Origin of the sequence: Dermacoccus sp. Tok2021, assembly GCF_019895135.1 — a bacterium.
Lineage (GTDB): Bacteria > Actinomycetota > Actinomycetes > Actinomycetales > Dermatophilaceae > Dermacoccus > Dermacoccus abyssi.
The window spans coordinates 18,854-35,368 of the sequence record NZ_JAGTHU010000024.1; the positions used below are offsets into that span (position 1 = coordinate 18,854).

The 16,515-nt window shown below is 67.8% G+C and carries 19 protein-coding genes; 13 read left to right on the forward strand and 6 right to left on the reverse strand.

What is annotated here, in order from left to right; genetic code table 11:
- Positions 1–89 precede the first annotated feature (89 nt).
- Positions 90–1,070: an endonuclease domain-containing protein gene (locus tag K9D12_RS12710; protein ID WP_223060427.1), complete on the forward strand. Its 981-nt coding sequence runs from the start codon at positions 90–92 to the stop codon at positions 1,068–1,070.
- Between the two features lie 84 nt (positions 1,071–1,154).
- On the opposite strand, the gene K9D12_RS12715 is transcribed toward K9D12_RS12710, so the two are convergent.
- Positions 1,155–2,318, reverse strand: a complete 1,164-nt coding sequence (locus K9D12_RS12715; RefSeq protein WP_259921875.1) for an aminotransferase class I/II-fold pyridoxal phosphate-dependent enzyme — start codon at positions 2,316–2,318, stop codon at positions 1,155–1,157.
- A gap of 141 nt (positions 2,319–2,459) precedes the next feature.
- Here K9D12_RS12715 and K9D12_RS15350 point away from each other — a divergent pair, with 141 nt between their 5' ends.
- A complete protein-coding gene (locus K9D12_RS15350; RefSeq protein ID WP_370633516.1) occupies positions 2,460–2,987 on the forward strand; it encodes an Lrp/AsnC family transcriptional regulator in 528 nt (175 codons plus the stop codon).
- A 102-nt stretch (positions 2,988–3,089) separates the two neighbouring features.
- On the opposite strand, the gene K9D12_RS12725 is transcribed toward K9D12_RS15350, so the two are convergent.
- Positions 3,090–3,620, reverse strand: coding sequence for a YceI family protein (locus tag K9D12_RS12725; RefSeq protein ID WP_129665015.1), 531 nt, complete (start codon positions 3,618–3,620; stop codon positions 3,090–3,092).
- 212 nt (positions 3,621–3,832) lie between these two features.
- Here K9D12_RS12725 and K9D12_RS12730 point away from each other — a divergent pair, with 212 nt between their 5' ends.
- The 8 genes from K9D12_RS12730 to K9D12_RS12765 are packed head-to-tail and all read left to right on the forward strand — an operon-like array spanning position 3,833 to position 10,766.
- Positions 3,833–4,297 (forward strand): MarR family winged helix-turn-helix transcriptional regulator, encoded by a 465-nt coding sequence (locus K9D12_RS12730; RefSeq protein ID WP_047312429.1) that lies wholly within the window; start codon positions 3,833–3,835, stop codon positions 4,295–4,297.
- 45 nt (positions 4,298–4,342) lie between these two features.
- The gene (hemL, locus tag K9D12_RS12735) at positions 4,343–5,671 is read left to right on the forward strand and encodes a glutamate-1-semialdehyde 2,1-aminomutase (RefSeq protein WP_223060428.1); all 1,329 of its coding nucleotides are present in this window, start codon (positions 4,343–4,345) and stop codon (positions 5,669–5,671) included.
- 2 nt (positions 5,672–5,673) lie between these two features.
- Complete coding sequence (locus K9D12_RS12740) at positions 5,674–6,360, forward strand: histidine phosphatase family protein (RefSeq protein WP_047312428.1); 687 nt, start codon at positions 5,674–5,676, stop codon at positions 6,358–6,360.
- Positions 6,360–6,974, forward strand: a complete 615-nt coding sequence (locus K9D12_RS12745; RefSeq protein WP_047312427.1) for a TlpA disulfide reductase family protein — start codon at positions 6,360–6,362, stop codon at positions 6,972–6,974. The genes K9D12_RS12740 and K9D12_RS12745 overlap by 1 nt, the downstream gene beginning before the upstream one ends.
- Positions 6,971–7,738 (forward strand): cytochrome c biogenesis CcdA family protein, encoded by a 768-nt coding sequence (locus K9D12_RS12750; RefSeq protein ID WP_082128883.1) that lies wholly within the window; start codon positions 6,971–6,973, stop codon positions 7,736–7,738. Before K9D12_RS12745 ends, K9D12_RS12750 begins: the two co-directional genes overlap by 4 nt.
- Entirely contained in the window at positions 7,738–9,450 is a 1,713-nt protein-coding gene (locus K9D12_RS12755; RefSeq protein ID WP_370633517.1) for a cytochrome c biogenesis protein ResB, read from the forward strand. Before K9D12_RS12750 ends, K9D12_RS12755 begins: the two co-directional genes overlap by 1 nt.
- Positions 9,450–10,517, forward strand: a complete 1,068-nt coding sequence (gene ccsB / locus K9D12_RS12760) for a c-type cytochrome biogenesis protein CcsB (RefSeq protein ID WP_047312613.1) — start codon at positions 9,450–9,452, stop codon at positions 10,515–10,517. Before K9D12_RS12755 ends, ccsB begins: the two co-directional genes overlap by 1 nt.
- Positions 10,518–10,520: 3 nt before the next feature.
- Positions 10,521–10,766, forward strand: a complete 246-nt coding sequence (locus K9D12_RS12765; protein WP_223060429.1) for a DUF4229 domain-containing protein — start codon at positions 10,521–10,523, stop codon at positions 10,764–10,766.
- A gap of 21 nt (positions 10,767–10,787) precedes the next feature.
- Here the strand turns inward: K9D12_RS12765 and K9D12_RS12770 are convergent, their stop codons facing one another.
- Entirely contained in the window at positions 10,788–11,360 is a 573-nt protein-coding gene (locus K9D12_RS12770) for a vitamin K epoxide reductase family protein (RefSeq protein WP_047312425.1), read from the reverse strand.
- Complete coding sequence (locus K9D12_RS12775) at positions 11,357–12,013, reverse strand: thioredoxin domain-containing protein (RefSeq protein ID WP_047312424.1); 657 nt, start codon at positions 12,011–12,013, stop codon at positions 11,357–11,359. The genes K9D12_RS12770 and K9D12_RS12775 overlap by 4 nt, the downstream gene beginning before the upstream one ends.
- 76 nt (positions 12,014–12,089) lie before the next feature.
- Here K9D12_RS12775 and K9D12_RS12780 point away from each other — a divergent pair, with 76 nt between their 5' ends.
- From K9D12_RS12780 to K9D12_RS12790, 3 genes are read left to right on the forward strand one after another with little or no spacing between them, the layout of a single operon-like run.
- Positions 12,090–12,473: a helix-turn-helix transcriptional regulator gene (locus K9D12_RS12780; RefSeq protein WP_047312423.1), complete on the forward strand. Its 384-nt coding sequence runs from the start codon at positions 12,090–12,092 to the stop codon at positions 12,471–12,473.
- Position 12,474: 1 nt separating this feature from the next.
- Positions 12,475–13,395: a cation diffusion facilitator family transporter gene (locus K9D12_RS12785; RefSeq protein ID WP_047312422.1), complete on the forward strand. Its 921-nt coding sequence runs from the start codon at positions 12,475–12,477 to the stop codon at positions 13,393–13,395.
- On the forward strand, positions 13,392–14,177 hold the full coding sequence (locus tag K9D12_RS12790) for a cation diffusion facilitator family transporter (protein ID WP_370633518.1): 786 nt from the start codon (positions 13,392–13,394) through the stop codon (positions 14,175–14,177). Before K9D12_RS12785 ends, K9D12_RS12790 begins: the two co-directional genes overlap by 4 nt.
- Positions 14,178–14,249: 72 nt before the next feature.
- Here K9D12_RS12790 and K9D12_RS12795 read toward each other — a convergent pair whose 3' ends face one another.
- Both K9D12_RS12795 and K9D12_RS12800 read right to left on the reverse strand, forming a co-directional pair.
- Positions 14,250–15,134, reverse strand: a complete 885-nt coding sequence (locus tag K9D12_RS12795) for a 1,4-dihydroxy-2-naphthoate polyprenyltransferase (protein ID WP_223060431.1) — start codon at positions 15,132–15,134, stop codon at positions 14,250–14,252.
- Positions 15,135–15,176: 42 nt separating this feature from the next.
- Positions 15,177–16,376, reverse strand: a complete 1,200-nt coding sequence (locus tag K9D12_RS12800; protein WP_223060432.1) for an AMP-binding protein — start codon at positions 16,374–16,376, stop codon at positions 15,177–15,179.
- Positions 16,377–16,515 lie beyond the last annotated feature (139 nt).

A 16,515-nucleotide genomic window follows, 5' to 3' on the forward strand; every position in this document is an offset into this window, starting at 1 on the left:
TGGTGGGCGCTGTCTTTCGTGCGGGATGCTCCCCTCGTTCCTGTGGATAACTTTCGAGCCGGATCCGCTCCGCGCGTCAGGCTGAGGGCATGGTCACCTCGAACCGACGCCACGCGAGTGTGCTTTCCAGGCGAGCTGCTGCCGTCGCCACGCTGGACGGATGCTTGTTCACCGCCGCCGAGGCTCGTGCCGCCGGGCTGACGATCAACGATCTGCGCAGTGACGCTGTCGTCGCGCTCCGACGCAATGTCTACGTCACCGCCACGACACCGATCACCCTCGGGCTGCGGTGTGGAGCGGCGCTGCGCGTCACCAAGTCCGACGCCCGCGTCGCCCACGTCACCGCCGCGCGGCTGTGGGGCCTTCCCGTCCCGGAGACGGACCGACTCCATCTCAGCTACGAGCGAAGGCCGAACAAGACGCTCGTCGGCACGATCGCTCATCGGCATCCAGCAGGAAGCCTGGCGAGATCGGTGTTCGTCGCCGGTGTAGGTCGTTTGCCGGTTTCCGACCCGACGGGCGTCGTCACCGAATGCGCCGACTCGCTGGGGCTCGTTGATCTCGTCGTCCTCGCAGATGCGGTGCTCAGCCGTCACGATGTCGATGCCGGGCGAGCCATTGATGTGTGGAACCACAGTGCAGGCCCGCATTCGGCAGTGCTGCGTGAGGTCGCCCGCCGCGCGCGGGAAGGCGCTGAGTCGCCACCGGAGAGCCGGACGCGTCTCCTTCTCGTTCTCGCGGGTTTGCCCGAGCCTGTTGTGCAACACGAGGCTTTCGTGGCCGGGCGGCGACGACGATTCGATCTCGCCTACCCCGAGCTCAAGATCGCCGTGGAGTACGACGGCTCCTACCACTACGCGAGTGAGGCACAGAAGCAGGCTGACATCGTGCGCGAGGATCAGCTTCGCTGCGCAGGATGGATCGTCATCCGGGTGGTTTCGGTCGGGATCTTCCGGGATCCGGCATCGACATTGGCTCGAGTGGCGGACGCGCTGACTCAGCGGGGTGTGAAAGTCGCACCCAACACCGCATGGCGGCAGCACTTCGTCCAGCTCGCGCCGGTGGCGTGACACGAGTTGGGGTGTTTTCTTCCCTTCTTGCGCCTCAGGAGACCCCTTGCGCACAAGAAGGGAAGAAAACGCCCCTTTTGGTTGCTAGGCGCGGACGGCGACGCGCAGGTTCGGTTCCTCCCGCGCAGGCTCGGGGGAGAGCTCCCGGGCCGCTTCGAGGGCCTGGCGCAGGTCGGCGATGACGTCGTCCGGGTTCTCGAGACCGATCGACAGGCGCAGGACGTCCTCGCCGGGCTTCGCCTCGGACGCGACCGGTCGGTGGGTCAGTGCCGCCGGGTGCTGGATGAGCGTGTCCACGCCGCCCAGAGACACCGCATTGACGACGAGGCGCACGTGCTCCGCCACGACGGCAGCGGCGTCGAAGCCGCCCTTGACCGCGAACGCCATCATCGCGCCCGGGCCTGCCATCTGCCGTGCGGCAATGCCGTCGGGGTCGCCCCCGGGAAGCCCGGGGTAGCGCACCCACTCCACGAGGTCGTGCTCGGCAAGGAAGGCCGCGACCGGTCGCGCGTTGGCCTGCTGCTGCAGCACCCGGACGGGCAGGGTCTGCAGTCCGCGGTGCAGCTGGTAGGCGGACGTCGGCGCGAGCAGGCCACCCGTGATGGCACGCACCTGACGCAGCCGCGTGGCCCACTCCGTGCTCGTCGCGACGACACCGCCGAGCAGGTCGCCGTGGCCGCCGATGTACTTCGTCGCCGAGTGCAGACTGATCGCTGCGCCGAGCGCCAGCGGCTGCTGCAGCACCGGTGTGGCGAACGTGTTGTCGACGGCGACGGGCACGTCGCCCGCCTGGCGCGCCACGTCGGCGATGTCGATGAGGTCGATCGTCGGGTTGCCGGGCGACTCGATGAGCACAAGGCCCGTGTCTGCCTCGATCGCGTCCGCCACGGCATCGGGCGTCGTGAACGTCACGCGGGTGCCGAGCAGGCCGGTGGCAAGTAGGTGGTCCGTGCCGCCGTAGAGGGGGCGGACACCGACGATGTGAGGCTTGCCCGCCGCAACGCAGGCGAGCAGGACGGCACTGATCGCCGCCATCCCGGTCGAGAACGCGACGGCTTCCTCGGCGCCCTCCATCGTGGCGAGCCCACGCTCGAAGCGGTCGACGTTCGGGTTCCACAGACGCTGGTACACGTACGAATCACCGGGGCGCGGGCGACCACCGGTTGCCATCTGCTCGTACGAGTCACCGCCCTGCGTCACGCCGGTGACGGGGTAGGTGGTCGACTGATCGATTCCTGCGACGTGCACCCCGAGCTAGGCGAGGTCTTCGCGGCCCGCGTGGACGGCGTCCGTCATGAGTGAAGAGATGTGTTTCGCATCACATAGCGCGTGGAGTCTGCGAAATAGTGGCAACATCTCGCCGAATCCTCCGAAAGGGGTCAGTCTCCCGTGGAAGGTGCGAAATCGAGTGCTCGTTCGTCCGGCGACTCGCAGGTTCGACGACCGTTACTCGGCCCCGCGTGGAGCCCTGACGCCGTCGATCGTCGGCTCGTCGAGCTGCTCCTCGACGACGGGCGGATGCCGAACGCGGAATTGGCGCGGCGCGTCGGCGTTCCGGAGTCGACGTGCAGCGGTCGCCTTCGGGTGCTGCGTGAGCGAGGCGTCATCGCCGGGGTGCACGCCGACGTCGATCTCGGCTCCCTCGAGTTACCGCTGGAGGCGATGATCGCGCTGCGCTTCACGGGCCACACGCGTGACGACATCGACGGCTTCCGCGCCGCAGTCGCCGATGTGCCCGGCGTCCTCGCGGCCTTCCACGTGACGGGGGAGAACGACTTCCTCGTCCACGTCTGTACGCAGTCTCCCGACGCCCTGCGCGACATCGTGCTCGACCACCTCGCGGTGCTGCCCGGCGTCGTGCACGCCGAGACGAGCCTCATCTACGAACGCATTCGCGGTTCCCGCGCTCTCGGCTGAGGCGCGACGGCACGCGATGAAGGGCGAGCGAGGAAGGGCGATTCACGAAGAGGCCGCGGTACCCGAACGGGTACCGCGGCCTCTTCGTGAAGGCTGGTGTGATCAGGCCTTGGCGAACTCGAGGTCGAGGTTGATCTTGATCTTGTCGGAGACGAGCGCGTTGCCGCCGGGGGCTGCGGCGTCGAAGCTGAGGCCGAAGTCCTTGCGGTTGATCTCGCCCTGGGCCTCGAAGCCGGCGCGGGTGCCGCCCCACGGGTCGTCGGAGATGCCGTTGAACTCGTAGTCGAACGTGACGGGCTTCGTCACGTCCTTGATCGTCAGGTCGCCCGTGATGGTGTCGTCGCCGATGTTCGTGGCATTGAACGTCATCGTCGGGTACTGCTCGACGTCGAAGAAGTCAGCGCTCTTGAGGTGACCGTCGCGGTCGGCGTTACGGGTCTGGACCGATGCCGTCTGCACGGTGAACTCGAGCGTCGAGTTCTTGCGGTCCTCGGCGACCTCCGCGTTGACGCTGACGTCCGTGAAGCGACCCTTCACCTTGGTGACGGCGAGGTGGCGCGCGACGAAGCCGATCTCCGTGTGGTCGGCGTCGATGTTCCAGGTGCCGGGAGCGATGTCGTTGAGGGAAACCATGGTTGTGGTCCTTCCGTTGCGATGTGTGGTCGGTACTGAAATGACGATACATGCAGATAGTTGAACATTCAACTACACTGAAGAAACGTGGACGGAAACAAGATGTCCACACGAAAGCGTTGACACTGAACGAAGCGTGAATCAACCCTCCGGTCGGACACCGGACGGTAGGGGCGCGCGACGGTGGTGAAGCACGAAACGGACGGTGGAGGATGACGAAAGAGACGCGCTGGCTCGATGAGGACGAGCAGACGGCATGGCGTCACTACCTGCGGGCATCGCGCGCGCTGAGCCTCGCGCTCGATCGCGAACTCCTCGACCACGGCATGTCGCTGGCCGAGTACGAGATCCTCTCGATGCTGTCCGAGGCCGAGGGGCGTCGTCTGCGGATGGGGGCGCTCGCCGACCTCGTCGTCCAGTCCCGCAGCCGCATCACGCACACCGCCACGCGCCTGCAGCGACGCGGGTGGGTGACGCGGGAGTCGTGTTCCAGCGATTCGCGCGGGGTCGAACTCGTCCTCACCGACGGCGGCTACGACGCCCTCCTGCTCGCAGCCCCCGTTCACGTCGCGAGCGTGCGTCGATACTTCGTCGACACCATGGATGGCGACCAACTGAGCATCGTCGGTGACGGCATGCGCCGCGTGCACGAGGAAGTCGGTGGCGAGCGGGGCTGAGGCCCGCCAAGGGCGTTGTCAGGGGGCGGTGGGAGAATGGACAACATGAGTGGAAGCACCTCGAAGTCCGCAGAACTCCTGGCCCACGCGCGCACGGTGACGCCCGGCGGGGTGAACTCGCCGGTGCGCGCCTTCCGTGCCGTCGGTGGCACGCCGCGGTTCATCCGCGAGGCGAAGGGGCCGTGGCTCACGGACGTCGACGGCAACCGCTCCGTCGACCTCATCTGCTCGTGGGGTCCGATGATCCTGGGTCACGCCCACCCCGACGTCATGGCCGCCGTTCAGGACGCCGCCTCGCGCGGTTTCAGCTTCGGCACCCCGAGCGAGAACGAGGTCGCCCTCGCCACCGAGATCGTGCGCCGCGTCGAGCCCGTCGAGCAGGTGCGTCTTGTCTCGTCCGGTACCGAGGCCACGATGTCGGCCATCCGCCTCGCGCGCGGCGCCACGGGCCGGAGCAAGATCGTGAAGTTCGCGGGCTGCTACCACGGCCACGTCGACGCGCTGCTCGCCGCGGCCGGCTCCGGCGTCGCCACCTTCGCCCTGCCCGACACGGCCGGTGTGCCGAAGTCGAGCGCCGGCGAGACCATCGTCCTGCCCTACAACGACGGCTCCGCGCTCGAGGCCGCCTTCGCCGAGCACGGTGACGAGATCGCCGCCGTGATCACCGAGGCGTCGCCCGGCAACATGGGCGTGGTGCCGCCCGCGGCCGGTTTCACGAAGGCGCTGCGCGACATCACGACCAAGCACGGCGCCCTGCTCGTCTCCGACGAGGTGATGACGGGCTTCCGCTGCTCCGCCGCCGGCTGGTTCGGCCACGAGGGCCAGCAGGGTGAGAGCGCCCCCGACCTGTTCACTTTCGGCAAGGTCATGGGCGGTGGCTTCCCCGCGGCCGCCTTCGGTGGTCGCGCCGACCTCATGGGCATGCTGGCGCCCGACGGTCCCGTCTACCAGGCGGGCACGCTGGCGGGTAACCCGGTGGCCACGGCCGCCGGCCTCGCCACGCTGCAAGGCTGCACCGACGAGGTCTACGCCCACCTCGACTCCACGGCGCACGCCATCGCCGACGCCGCCTCCGCCGAACTGACGAAGGCCGGGGTGCCACACACCGTGCAGTGGGCGAGTTCGATGTTCTCGATCTTCTTCCGTGACGGAGCGGTCACGAACTACGACGACGCGAAGGACCAGGACACCGAGGCCTTCTCGCGCTTCTTCAACGCGATGCTCGACCAGGGCGTCCACCTGCCGCCGTCGGCCTACGAGTCGTGGTTCGTCTCCGCGTCGCACGACGACGAGGCCGTCGCGCATGTGATCGACGCCCTGCCCGCCGCCGCGCGAGCCGCGGCCGCTTTCACAGACTCGGCTGCGACACTCTGACCATGACGAACGACGTCCCGCTTTCCCCGTCGACCGAGGCCCCCACCCCCACGACGAAGACGCTGGTGCACCTCGTGCGTCACGGCGAGGTGTTCAACCCGAAGAAGGTGCTCTACGGGCGCCTCGACGGCTACCACCTCTCCGAGCTCGGCCGTGAGATGGCCGAAGTGACGAGCCAGTGGCTCGCCCCGCGCGACATCACCTACCTCGTCAGTTCGCCGCTCGAGCGTGCGCAGGAGACGGCCGCGCCGCTCGAGGAGAAGCTCGATCTGCCCGTCGTCCTCGACCCGCGCGTCATCGAGGCCGGGAACGATTTCGAGGGTCTGACCGTTGGATCGAACCCCAAGCAACTGCTCCAGCCCCGCTTCTGGCCGAAGCTCGTCAACCCGCTGCGGCCCAGCTGGGGCGAGCCGTACCAGGAGATCGCCGAGCGCATGTACACCGCCATCCTCGACGCACGTGACGCCGCGGCCGGGCACGAGGCCGCCGTCGTCAGTCACCAGCTGCCCGTGTGGACGGCCCGTCGCTTCGCCGAGGGCAAGCGCCTGTGGCACGACCCGCGATCGCGTGAGTGCACGCTGGCGTCGGTTACGACGATCGAGTTCACCGGTGACGAGATCACCGGCGTCCAGTACGCCGAACCCGCGGGTCGTCTGCTGCCCAACTCGACGCAGTCGGTGGGTGCCTGATGGCGCGCCGTGCCCGATCGCTCAAGGCAACCGCAGCGACGTCGCTCGCCCTTGCCGTCACCCTCGGTCTGAGTGCGTGCGGTAGCGAGCAGAACGACAGCATCAGCAAGCAGGCCCAAGCCGGCGACAACAAGGGCTACGTGGCCGGTGACGGTTCCGTCGAAGAACTTGCGGCCGCCAAGCGTGCCGAGCCCGTGCAGCTCACCGGCGAGACGCTGGACGGCAAGAAGTGGAACGTGGAGTCCGAGCGCGGCAAGGTCGTCGTCCTCAACGTGTGGGGTGCGTGGTGCGGCCCGTGTCAGGCCGAGACGCCGCACCTCGAGAAGGCGTGGAAGAACTACGACAACGCGAACAAGCCCGTCGTGTTCATGGGCCTTGACCAGCGTGACTCCGACGCCGTCGCCAAGTCCACGCTCAAGAAGTGGGGCGCCACCTACCCGTCGCTGAAGAACGACGACGGGCAGAACCTGCAGGGTCTGCAGCGCAAGGTCGTCGCAACGCCGACGACGCTCGTGCTCGACAAGCAGGGGCGCATCGCGGCACGCGTCTCCGGTTCCACCACCGAGACCACGGTGCGGAACATGGTCGACAAGGTGCTCGCGGAGAAGGCTTGAGCTCCAGCGTTGCGGCGCTCGCTCACCTGACGAGTTCCCCCGAACAGATCGTCGCGAACGGCGCGTTGCCGCTCGCGATCTTCTTCGCTGCGCTCGCGGGGGTCGTCTCGTTCGCGTCGCCGTGCGTGCTGCCGCTCGTGCCGGGCTTCCTCGCCTACGTCACGGGCTTGACGGACGAGAAGCGACGCACCCGACTCGTGCTCGGCGCGTGCCTGTTCGTGCTCGGATTCTCCGTCGTCTTCGTCGGCATCCAGGCCGCCGTCAGCCTCGTCTACGACACGGTGGGCGCTCACCGCAGCCTGCTCACGCGCATCGGCGGCGTCATCGTCATCCTCATGGGGCTCATGTTCCTGGGCGTCGTGGGCCAGCGAGGCTTCACGGTGCGCTGGCGCCCGGCCGCGGGCCTCGTCGGGGCACCGTTGCTCGGTGCCGCGTTCGGTCTCGGGATGGCTCCCTGCATCTCGCCGGTTCTCGGCACGCTGGTGGCGGCCAATACGTCCCTCAACGCGGACAGCCAGGGGAGGGCTCTGTTCCTCACCGTCTGTTACGCGCTCGGCATGGGCCTGCCGTTCATCCTCATCGCCGCTGGGTGGAGCCGTGCCGAGAAGGCGTCGAAGTGGCTTCGTGACCACCACCGTCCGATCCAGATCGTCGGCGGCACTCTCATGATCGCCATGGGCCTGCTCATGGTGAGCGGGCTGTGGGAGGAACTCATGGCCCTCGTCCAGTCCAACCTCGTCAACCAGTTCGAAACGGTGATCTAGTGGCAGCCAAGAAGGCCCCGGGCAACAACGGGCCCGAGACCAGCGACGACGCAGCGAAGGGCGCAGCCGCCAAGAAGTCGCCGCGAGGCGGCGCGAAGGCCGGTGGCAAGTCCGGCACGTCGGGCAAGGCCGGCGCGAGCATCGGTGTCCTCGGCATGCTGCGCTGGTTCTGGCGCCAGCTGACGACGATGCGCACGGCGCTATTCCTGCTGCTGCTCGTGGCCATCGCGGCCGTGCCGGGCTCGATCTTCCCGCAGCGCTCGATCGACGCCACCCGCGTCACCCAGTACGAGCAGGACCACCCCGACCTGTTCCCGTGGCTCGATCGCCTCGGGATGTTCAACGTCTACAGCACGCCGTGGTTCGCCGCGATCTACCTGTTGCTCGCCGTCTCGCTCATCGGCTGCATCATCCCGCGCACCAAGGTGCACTGGAAGGCGATGCGTTCCGGGCCGCCGAAGATGCCGCGCAACATCAAGCGCCTGCCGGCTCACCGCAATGAGACGCTCGACGCCAGCCCCGAGGCCGTCGCGCAGGCCGCGCGCGAGGTTCTCCGACGCAAGCGCTTCAAGATCCGCAAGGACACGGGCGACCTCGAGGTTGCCTCCGAGGGCGGCATGCTGCGTGAGACCGGCAACCTGCTGTTCCACCTCAGCCTTGTCGGCATCATCGTCGCCGTTGCCGGTGGCCACGTGTGGGGTTGGCGCGGCGACGTCATCGTGCCCGACAAGAGTGGGTTCACCTCGACGATGACCCGCTACGACACCCTCAAGCTCGGCCCCTGGGTCGACCTCGAAGAGGATCTGCCCGACTGGTCGCTGAAGATGGACAGCCTCAAGGTCACCTTCGAGGACAAGGTCGACCCCACGAGCCCGCAGTGGGGGCAGCCGCGTGACTTCACCGCGGACGTCCACTTCAAGGAGTCGCCGGAGGCGAAGTGGCAGCAGGACCAGATCCGCGTCAACCACCCGCTCAAGGTCGGCGGCGGCGAGGTCTACCTCCTGGGTAACGGCTACGCGCCGAAGATCACGTACAAGGACGCAAAGGGCAACGTCCTGTACGACCAGTCGACGCCGTTCCTCGCCGTCGACAACCAGTACAAGTCGACGGGCGCGTTCAAGATCCCCGGCGCCTCGCCGGACCAGGTGGGTCTGTTCGGCTTCTTCCTGCCCACGGCCTACGTCGACCCGAACAAGGGCCCGAGCTCGGCCTTCCCGGACGCGAAGGCTCCCGCGCTCTACCTCGGCGTCTACAAGGGTGACCTCTACCCGAACGGCCGCCCGCAGTCGGTCTTCAGCCTCGACACCGAGAAGATGACGCAGGTCAAGGACGAGAAGGGCCAGCCCCTTCGTCTGCAGATCGCACTCGGTCAGACGGTGAAGCTGCCGAACAACATGGGTTCGGTCACCTTCGAGTCGGTGCCGCGTTGGGCGGGTCTCTCGATCCGGCACGACCCGGGCAAGCTGCCCGCTCTCATCTTCTCCGTCACGGCCCTCGCAGGCCTCGTGCTGTCGCTCATGATTCGCCGCCGCCGCGTCTTCGTCCGGGTGCGCCCGGCCTCGGACGCAGACGGTTCGGGCGCCCCGCGTACAGTGGTGGAGATCGGTGGCCTCGCCAAGGGCGAGGACCCCAGGCTCGCTCTCGCGGTCGACGAAATCTTCGAACGCATCCAGGCTCGCGCCGTCACGACCGGAACGACAGGTAAGGCATGATGTCCGCTTTCGCCCTCATCGACGAGGCCAACAGCGCCCTCGCCCAGAACTCGACGTACGCCGTCTACGCCTCCGGGCTCGTCCTGACGTTGGCCATGCTGGCGTTCTGTGTCGACCTGGCACAGACCCCGGGCCGCAAGGAGCGTACCGGCGAAGCCGCTGCCCACACCGGGGACGAGGACGCCGCTGAGGGCGCATCCACGACCTCGAGCCGTGAGAAGTCGGCGGGCGGCGCCACGGCCGTCCTCGAGCGCACCGAGACCCACTCCTCCAAGCGTGACCTCGACGGCGACGGCGGGAGCGATCTTCCTGCCGACCCGGCGCCGCGCAAGTGGGCCGGCACGGGCATGGCCCTGACGTGGCTCGGAACGGCGGCGCTCGTCCTCGGCATCGCGCTGCGCGGATTCGCCGTCGGTCGCCCGCCGCTGGGCAACATGTACGAGTTCGACCTCGTCGGCACCGCATTCCTGCTCGTGTGCTTCCTCGGCTGGAGCCTACGCAAGGACGTGCGCTGGCTCGGTGCGTTCGTCACGCTCCCCGCCGTCCTCTTCATCATGCTCGCGGCCCTCGTGTACTACACCGAGGCGAGCAAGCTCATGCCGTCGCTGCAGTCGTACTGGCTGTCGATCCACGTGACGGTGGCAACGCTGTCGATCGGTCTGTTCACCATCGGCTTCGTCATCACCTGCCTCTACCTCGCGCAGCTCAACCGTGAGGAGAAGGGCAAGACGGGCGGCTTCCTCAAGGCCCTGCCGGATTCCAAGACCCTCGACCGTCTCGCGTACGGCGTGCACATCATCGCGTTCCCGCTGTGGATGTTCACGATCCTCGCCGGCGCCATCTGGGCCCAGGAGGCCTGGGGCACCTACTGGAACTGGGACCCGAAGGAAGTGTGGTCCCTCGTCATCTTCATCGTGTACGCGGCCTACCTGCACAGCCGCGTGACGGTCGGGTGGAGCGGTCGCAGGGCCGCCGTCGTCGTCATCATCGGCTTCGCCTGCATCCTCATCAACTACGGCGTCGTCAACGTGTACTTCGTCGGCCAGCACTCCTACTCGGGGCTCTGATCCATGGCACCTGTCGCGCGCTACACCGTCCTGCGCCTCCTCGTCTTCTTCGGCTGCCTCAGCGTCGGCTGGCTCGTAGGGCTCCGTGGTTTCCTGCTGCTCATCGTGGCGGCCATCGCCTCGACGGTCATCAGCTTCTTCGCGCTCAACCATTTCCGTCAGGAGACGGTCGACGTCGTGGAGAGCCACGTCGAGCGTCGCCGCGAGCGCTCCAAGGAACTGCGCGAGGCCGAGGACAACGACGAGTAGTTCGTCGGACTCATCCACCCGTCACACCAGGGTCAGCCAGTAGTCCTGGAATCGTAGGAAGATGGCGAGCACGAGGAGTGCGAGCCACATGACAGCTGCGCTGGGTGCCCAGCGGCTGACCGCCGCGGGTACCGCGCCTTCCGAGGCGCCGGCCCGAACTGCGACGGTGACCAACGCGAGCATGACGACCCACACCACCATGCAGTAGGGGCAGAGCGCCCCGATCACGGTGAGGCTCTGCCAGATGAGCCAGTGGACGAAGGCAAACCCCACGAGGACGCCGGCGAGCAAGCCGACCCAAACCCAGCGGCTGAAGTGGAGGCCGCCCGCGCCCAGGGCGCCGGCGGTCATCACGATGCTGAAACCCACGATCCCCAGTACAGGGTTCGGCAGGTCTGCCACGACACTTGCCTGCCACGAGGTGATGACCGAGCCGCAGGCGACGACGGGATTGATGCTGCAACTCGGGACGTGCTCCGGATCGGCCAGCAGTGCGAGCTTTTCCATCAGGAGAATGACGGAGCAGACGAGGCCGACGGCAGACAGGCCGACGAGGGCGATGCTCTGCCGCCGCTCGCCCGCGGAGCTGCTCACTTCACCGCTTCATCGATGAGGGAACGGAAAGCCTCCATGGAGTCGACGGTGACCTTTTCGCCGTCGAGGAAGAACGTCGGGGTGCCTTCGACGCCCGCTTCCAGGCCGGCTTTGTAGTCCTTCTCGACGCGGGCCTTGGTGGCGGGGGACGCCACGGCCCTGTCGTAGGCGGCCATGTCGAGGCCAAGTTCTTGCGCGTAGCCTCGGAACACGGAGGCTTGGGATGTCTGCTTCTCGCCCCACTGTGTCTGACGTTCGTACATCGTGGAGTACATCTGCTGGAGTTTGCCCTGCTGTGCCGCGGCCTCCACAGCGAGCGCGGCGGTCATGGAGTTCTTGTGGCCCGGCAGCGGGAAGTAGCGGATGACGAAGGTGACCTTGCCCTTGTAGTCCTTGCGGAGTTCCTCGACGAACGGGTATGCGGCGCGGCACGCCTCGCATTCGAAGTCGAGGAATTCGACGAGGACCGGTGAGCCGTCGGGTGCCTTTTGCAGCCGGTGGCTGTCAGGGGCGGCGAGGTTGGACACGGCCGTGTCCCCGGATGCGGACGGCGTCGGCTTCGGTTCTGGGGTCCTGTTGAGGAATATCACTGCGACGATGACGGCGGCAACGATCGCGACGACAAGTGCGGCGGCGAGGGCGGGCTTCTTCATGCTCATCCTTGTACGGCGGGCGACAGTGGGATTACGCTAACATCTGTTCAATTGATCAGATGTTAAGGAGTTGCTCGTGTCGTCGAATGTCGAAGCGCTCGATGCTTGTGCGCCGGGGGCCGACTGCCCCGACAAGGTCGCTTTGGCGATGGAGGCATTGCCGCCGCTCGAGGTGATCGAGGAGATCAGCAGCGTCTTCAAGCTGCTTGGCGATCCCACTCGAACCCGTCTGCTCTACACACTGCTCGACGCGGGGGAGCTCTGCGTCTGTGATCTCGCGGAGGCGACCGGGGTGACGGAAACGACTGTCTCACAGGCTTTACGTCTGATGAGGTCGTCCGGGGTTGTCATCGGTCGTCGAGCGGGCCGAAACGTCTTCTACCGCCTTTCGGACGGCCACGTGCGCATGTTGCTCGACGTGACGCGGGCGCACATCGATCACGACACGAGTAAGTCCTGAGATGGGGCACGGTCACTCGCACGGCCCCACGGCCGCTGAAGGCACTTCGGCCGCAGGGCGTCATCGGTGGCGCCTGGCGGTCTCGTTCGGCCTCGTTCTCGCGTTTTTCGTCGTCGAACTCGTCGCAGGTCTGCTCTCGGACTCACTGGCTCTGATCAGCGACGCCGGCCACATGGCCGCCGACGTCGTGACGTTGGGTGCGGCGCTCGTCGCCACACGCATCGCGACACGGAAGGACACGACAGGCCGCCGCACGTTCGGCTCCTACCGCGCTGAGGTCTTCGCCTCCGGGTTCGCAGTGCTCGTCATGCTTGGCGTGTCGATCTACATCGCGGTGGAGGCGATCGGACGTTTCGGGTCCCCGGGCGAGCCGGCTTCGGGCGTCATGCTCGTCGTCGGTGCGATCGGGCTGGTCATCAACCTCATCAGCATCGCGCTGTTGCGCGCCGGGGCGAGCGAGAGCCTGAACGTGCGCGGCGCCTACCTCGAGGTTCTCGCGGACAGCCTGGGCTCCGTCGGGGTCATCGCCGCCGCACTTCTCGTTCGATTCACCGGCGCAACGTGGTGGGACACAGGAATCGCCCTCGCCATAGCGGCCTTCGTTGCCGTACGCGCGGTGATGCTCGGGCGTGAGGTGCTCGCTGTGCTGGGCCAGCACGCTCCTGCCGACGTCGAGCCGCGCGAGATCCTCGAGGCGCTCGAAGCCCTCGGGTCGGTCGAGGACGTGCACGACCTGCACGTGTGGCAGCTCACGAGCGGAATGAATGTCGCTACAGCTCACGTCGTCGCCTCCCCAACGGGTGCCCGCGACGGCGTAGCCCTGCGAGAAGCGAGCGACCTGCTGCGAACGAAGTTCAGCATTGCCCACGCGACGCTCCAGGTGGAGACCGGCGTCGAGAACTGTGAAGGGGCGGATTGGTGACGACATTGACTGCTGAACGTCGGGCCGCCCTCGGGCGCCGGGCGCAGTGGCTTGCGCTCGCGACGGTGCTCTACAACACCGTCGAAGCGTTCATTGCCATTTCCGCCGGCAAGATTGCGGGCTCGGTGGGTCTTGTCGGTTTCGGTCTCGACTCGATCATCGAAGTGTCAAGCGGCCTCATCATCCTGTGGCAGTTCCGTCATGCCATGCCAGAGTCCAGGGAGCAGACCGCGCAGAAGGCGATGGCCTTCGGGTTTGCTGCGTTGGCGCTGTTCGTCGGCTACGAAGCCATCTCGGCGCTCGTGCGGCGGGAGGCGCCGGATGTCTCGTGGGTCGGCATGCTACTCGCGGCGTTGAGCGTCGTGATCATGCCGTTCCTGTCTTACGCCCAGCGATCCACGGGTCGAGAGCTCGGTTCGGGATCGGTTGTCGCCGATTCGACACAGACGCTGCTGTGCACGTATCTGTCGGTCGTGCTCCTCGTGGGACCCGGGCTCAATGCACTGTTCGGATGGTGGTGGGCCGATCCGATCGCGGCCCTCGCCCTGGCTGCGGTCGCCGCCCGGGAGGGTTGGCAGGCATGGCACGGGGAAGGCTGCTGTGCCGTTGGGAACTCAGGTACCCCTTGCTCGGCAACCCCCACGGTCGACGACTGCTGCTCCGGCAACGTTGCCACCGGACCCGAGCGTGTCGATGCCTGCGCAGACGGCTGCTGCTCGGGTGAGCACTCGAAGTCGTCCACGCCGCAGCTCGTGCAGTTGGGGCGCAGCTCTGACGCGTGAAGTCCGCGGATGACGATCGGGCCGGGCACTCTCCATTGAGGTGCCCGGCCCGATCGTCATCGGTGACCGTGGTCAGTTCATGAAGTGCGCGGCGAGGAGACCCCCGCCGAGCAGGATGCCGTAGGCGAGCTGGAAACGTCCGGTGCCGGCGAGGGCGGGTACGAGGTCGCGGCCCGTGGCCCCGCCGAGAACACGACGCAGTGGCGGCACCGCGAGGACGAGGGACACGAAACCGGCGGCTGCGGGCAGGTGGTAGACGGCGCAGACGCCGACGGCGAGGGCCGCGACAGCCACCAGGACGGTGTAGAAGATGCGTGTCGCGCGGTCGCCGAGCCGGACGGCGAGGGTGTTCTTACCGACCTCGGAGTCCGAGGGGATGTCGCGCAGGTTGTTCGTCACGAGGATCGCGCAGGCGATGGCACCGACGCCGACAGCGCCGGCGATCGCCGGAACGGAGATCTCCTTGGCCTGGGTGTACGTGGTGCCGAGCACTGCGACGAGGCCGAAGAAGATGAACACGAAGACCTCGCCGAGGCCCTGGTAGCCGTACGGGTTCTTACCGCCGGTGTACTTCCACGCGGCGATGATCGCGGCAACCCCGACGAGCAGCAGCCATGGGGTGTTGGCCAGCGTGATGAGCGCGAGCCCGACGAAGGCGGCCACGAAGAAACTGGCGAACGCGGCGAGCTTCACGTTGGACGGGTTCGCGAGGCCCTGACCGACGAGTCGAACGGGCCCCACACGGTCCTCGTCGGTGCCGCGGATGCCGTCGGAGTAGTCGTTGGCGTAGTTGACGCCGATCTGGAGGAAGAGCGCCACGAATAGCGCGAGCAGCGCGAAGCCGGCGTTGCCCCGGTCCAGCGCGTACGCGGCGCCGGTGCCCACGGCGACCGGTGCAACGGCGGCGGGCAGGGTGCGGGGGCGTGCGCCTTCGACCCATTGGTTGAGCGTGGCCATCGGTGTCTTTTTCTCCGTCGGATCGGCAAGGAAGCAGAAGTGCTAGCGCAAATTCTGCCACTGGTCATGGCGAGCGACGAACGCGCGATCCGGCTTGCCCACGCCCGTCAGCGGCAGGGCCTCCTCGTAGCGGACCAATCGTGGAACCGCGTACGGCGGCAACAACCTTCGGCACTCGATGAGCAGACGTTCGGAGAGTTCCTCGGTTGCATCGACGGCCGCGTCCGTGACGATTGCCACAGCGACGGTCTGGCCCCAACGCTCGTGCGGGCGGGCGACAACCACAGCGTCGCGTACTCCGGGCACGCGTTGGACGGCTTCCTCGACGACGCGCGGGCTCACCTTGTAGCCACCGGTCGTGATGACGTCGTCGATGCGTCCGGTGATGGCGAGGGTGCCGTCGAAGCTGCCGAGGTCGTCGGTGAGGAAGTGATGTGCGCCGGCCTCGTCGACGAACGTGACGGCGGTGCGCTCGGGGTCGCCGAGATAGCCGGCGGCGAGCATCGGGCCCGTGAGGGCGATGCGACCGACACCGTCGTCGTCGGGCTCGATGACGCGTACGCCGACGCCGTCCAGCGGGGTGCCGTCGTAGACGCAACCGCCGGAGGTCTCGCTCGAGCCGTACGTCGTGACGACGGAGAGGCCCCCCTCACGGGCCCGCTCCAGCAAGGCGCGGGGTGTGGCCGAGCCGCCGACGAGGATGCTGCGGTACCGCCGGGCCGCGGCGAGGGCGCGCGTGTGTGTTTCGTCGTCACCGTCGAGCAGGTCGCGCAACTGAGTGGGCACGAGGCTCGTGTGGATCGGCGAGAACGGGGGAGCGTTTCGGGCGACGAGGCCGGTCGCCTTCGTAAAGCCCTCGAGGCCCCAGGCGTCGAGGACGGTGGGCGTCGTGCCGGAGACGATGGAGCGGACGATCACCTGGGTGCCGGCGATGTGGTGGGGCGGCAGTGGCAGAAGCCACGTGCCGGCGCCGATGCGGTCGTGGGTGGCGGTAGCACTCGCGACGAGAGCGCCGCGCGTCAGCATCGCGCGTTTGGGGGTACCGGTGGAGCCGCTCGTCGCGACGACGAGGGCGAGGTCGTCCGGTGCGGCGGCGAGTGCGGCGGCGTCGAACTCGGGTGCCGGGGCGCCTGCCTCGTACGGCGCGAGCGCCGGTCCCGCGCCATCGAGGGCGGCGGCGAGGGCCTCGTAGTAGCCGGTGATGTCGGCGCGGTCGACGGGGAACGGAACGAGCTCGGGCATGTCCTTCACCCTAGTCACGCCGGTCGGCGAGCCCGCGCAGGGTACATGGTGACGGGGGGGGGGGGGGGGGGGGGGGGGGGGGGCGCCCCCCCGCCCCCCCCCCGCGGGGGGGGGGGGGCGGGGGGGGGGGGGGGGGGGG

What these genes read in the sequence shown, in the direction of transcription:
- K9D12_RS12710 (WP_223060427.1), top strand. Translation starts at nt 90, where the DNA reads ATGGTCACCTCGAACCGACGCCACGCGAGTGTGCTTTCCAGGCGAGCT.
- K9D12_RS12725 (WP_129665015.1), bottom strand. Translation starts at nt 3,620, where the DNA reads ATGGTTTCCCTCAACGACATCGCTCCCGGCACCTGGAACATCGACGCC.
- K9D12_RS12730 (WP_047312429.1), top strand. Translation starts at nt 3,833, where the DNA reads ATGACGAAAGAGACGCGCTGGCTCGATGAGGACGAGCAGACGGCATGG.
- hemL (WP_223060428.1), top strand. Translation starts at nt 4,343, where the DNA reads ATGAGTGGAAGCACCTCGAAGTCCGCAGAACTCCTGGCCCACGCGCGC.
- K9D12_RS12740 (WP_047312428.1), top strand. Translation starts at nt 5,674, where the DNA reads ATGACGAACGACGTCCCGCTTTCCCCGTCGACCGAGGCCCCCACCCCC.
- K9D12_RS12745 (WP_047312427.1), top strand. Translation starts at nt 6,360, where the DNA reads ATGGCGCGCCGTGCCCGATCGCTCAAGGCAACCGCAGCGACGTCGCTC.
- ccsB (WP_047312613.1), top strand. Translation starts at nt 9,450, where the DNA reads ATGTCCGCTTTCGCCCTCATCGACGAGGCCAACAGCGCCCTCGCCCAG.
- K9D12_RS12765 (WP_223060429.1), top strand. Translation starts at nt 10,521, where the DNA reads ATGGCACCTGTCGCGCGCTACACCGTCCTGCGCCTCCTCGTCTTCTTC.
- K9D12_RS12775 (WP_047312424.1), bottom strand. Translation starts at nt 12,013, where the DNA reads ATGAAGAAGCCCGCCCTCGCCGCCGCACTTGTCGTCGCGATCGTTGCC.
- K9D12_RS12785 (WP_047312422.1), top strand. Translation starts at nt 12,475, where the DNA reads ATGGGGCACGGTCACTCGCACGGCCCCACGGCCGCTGAAGGCACTTCG.
- K9D12_RS12795 (WP_223060431.1), bottom strand. Translation starts at nt 15,134, where the DNA reads ATGGCCACGCTCAACCAATGGGTCGAAGGCGCACGCCCCCGCACCCTG.
- K9D12_RS12800 (WP_223060432.1), bottom strand. Translation starts at nt 16,376, where the DNA reads ATGCCCGAGCTCGTTCCGTTCCCCGTCGACCGCGCCGACATCACCGGC.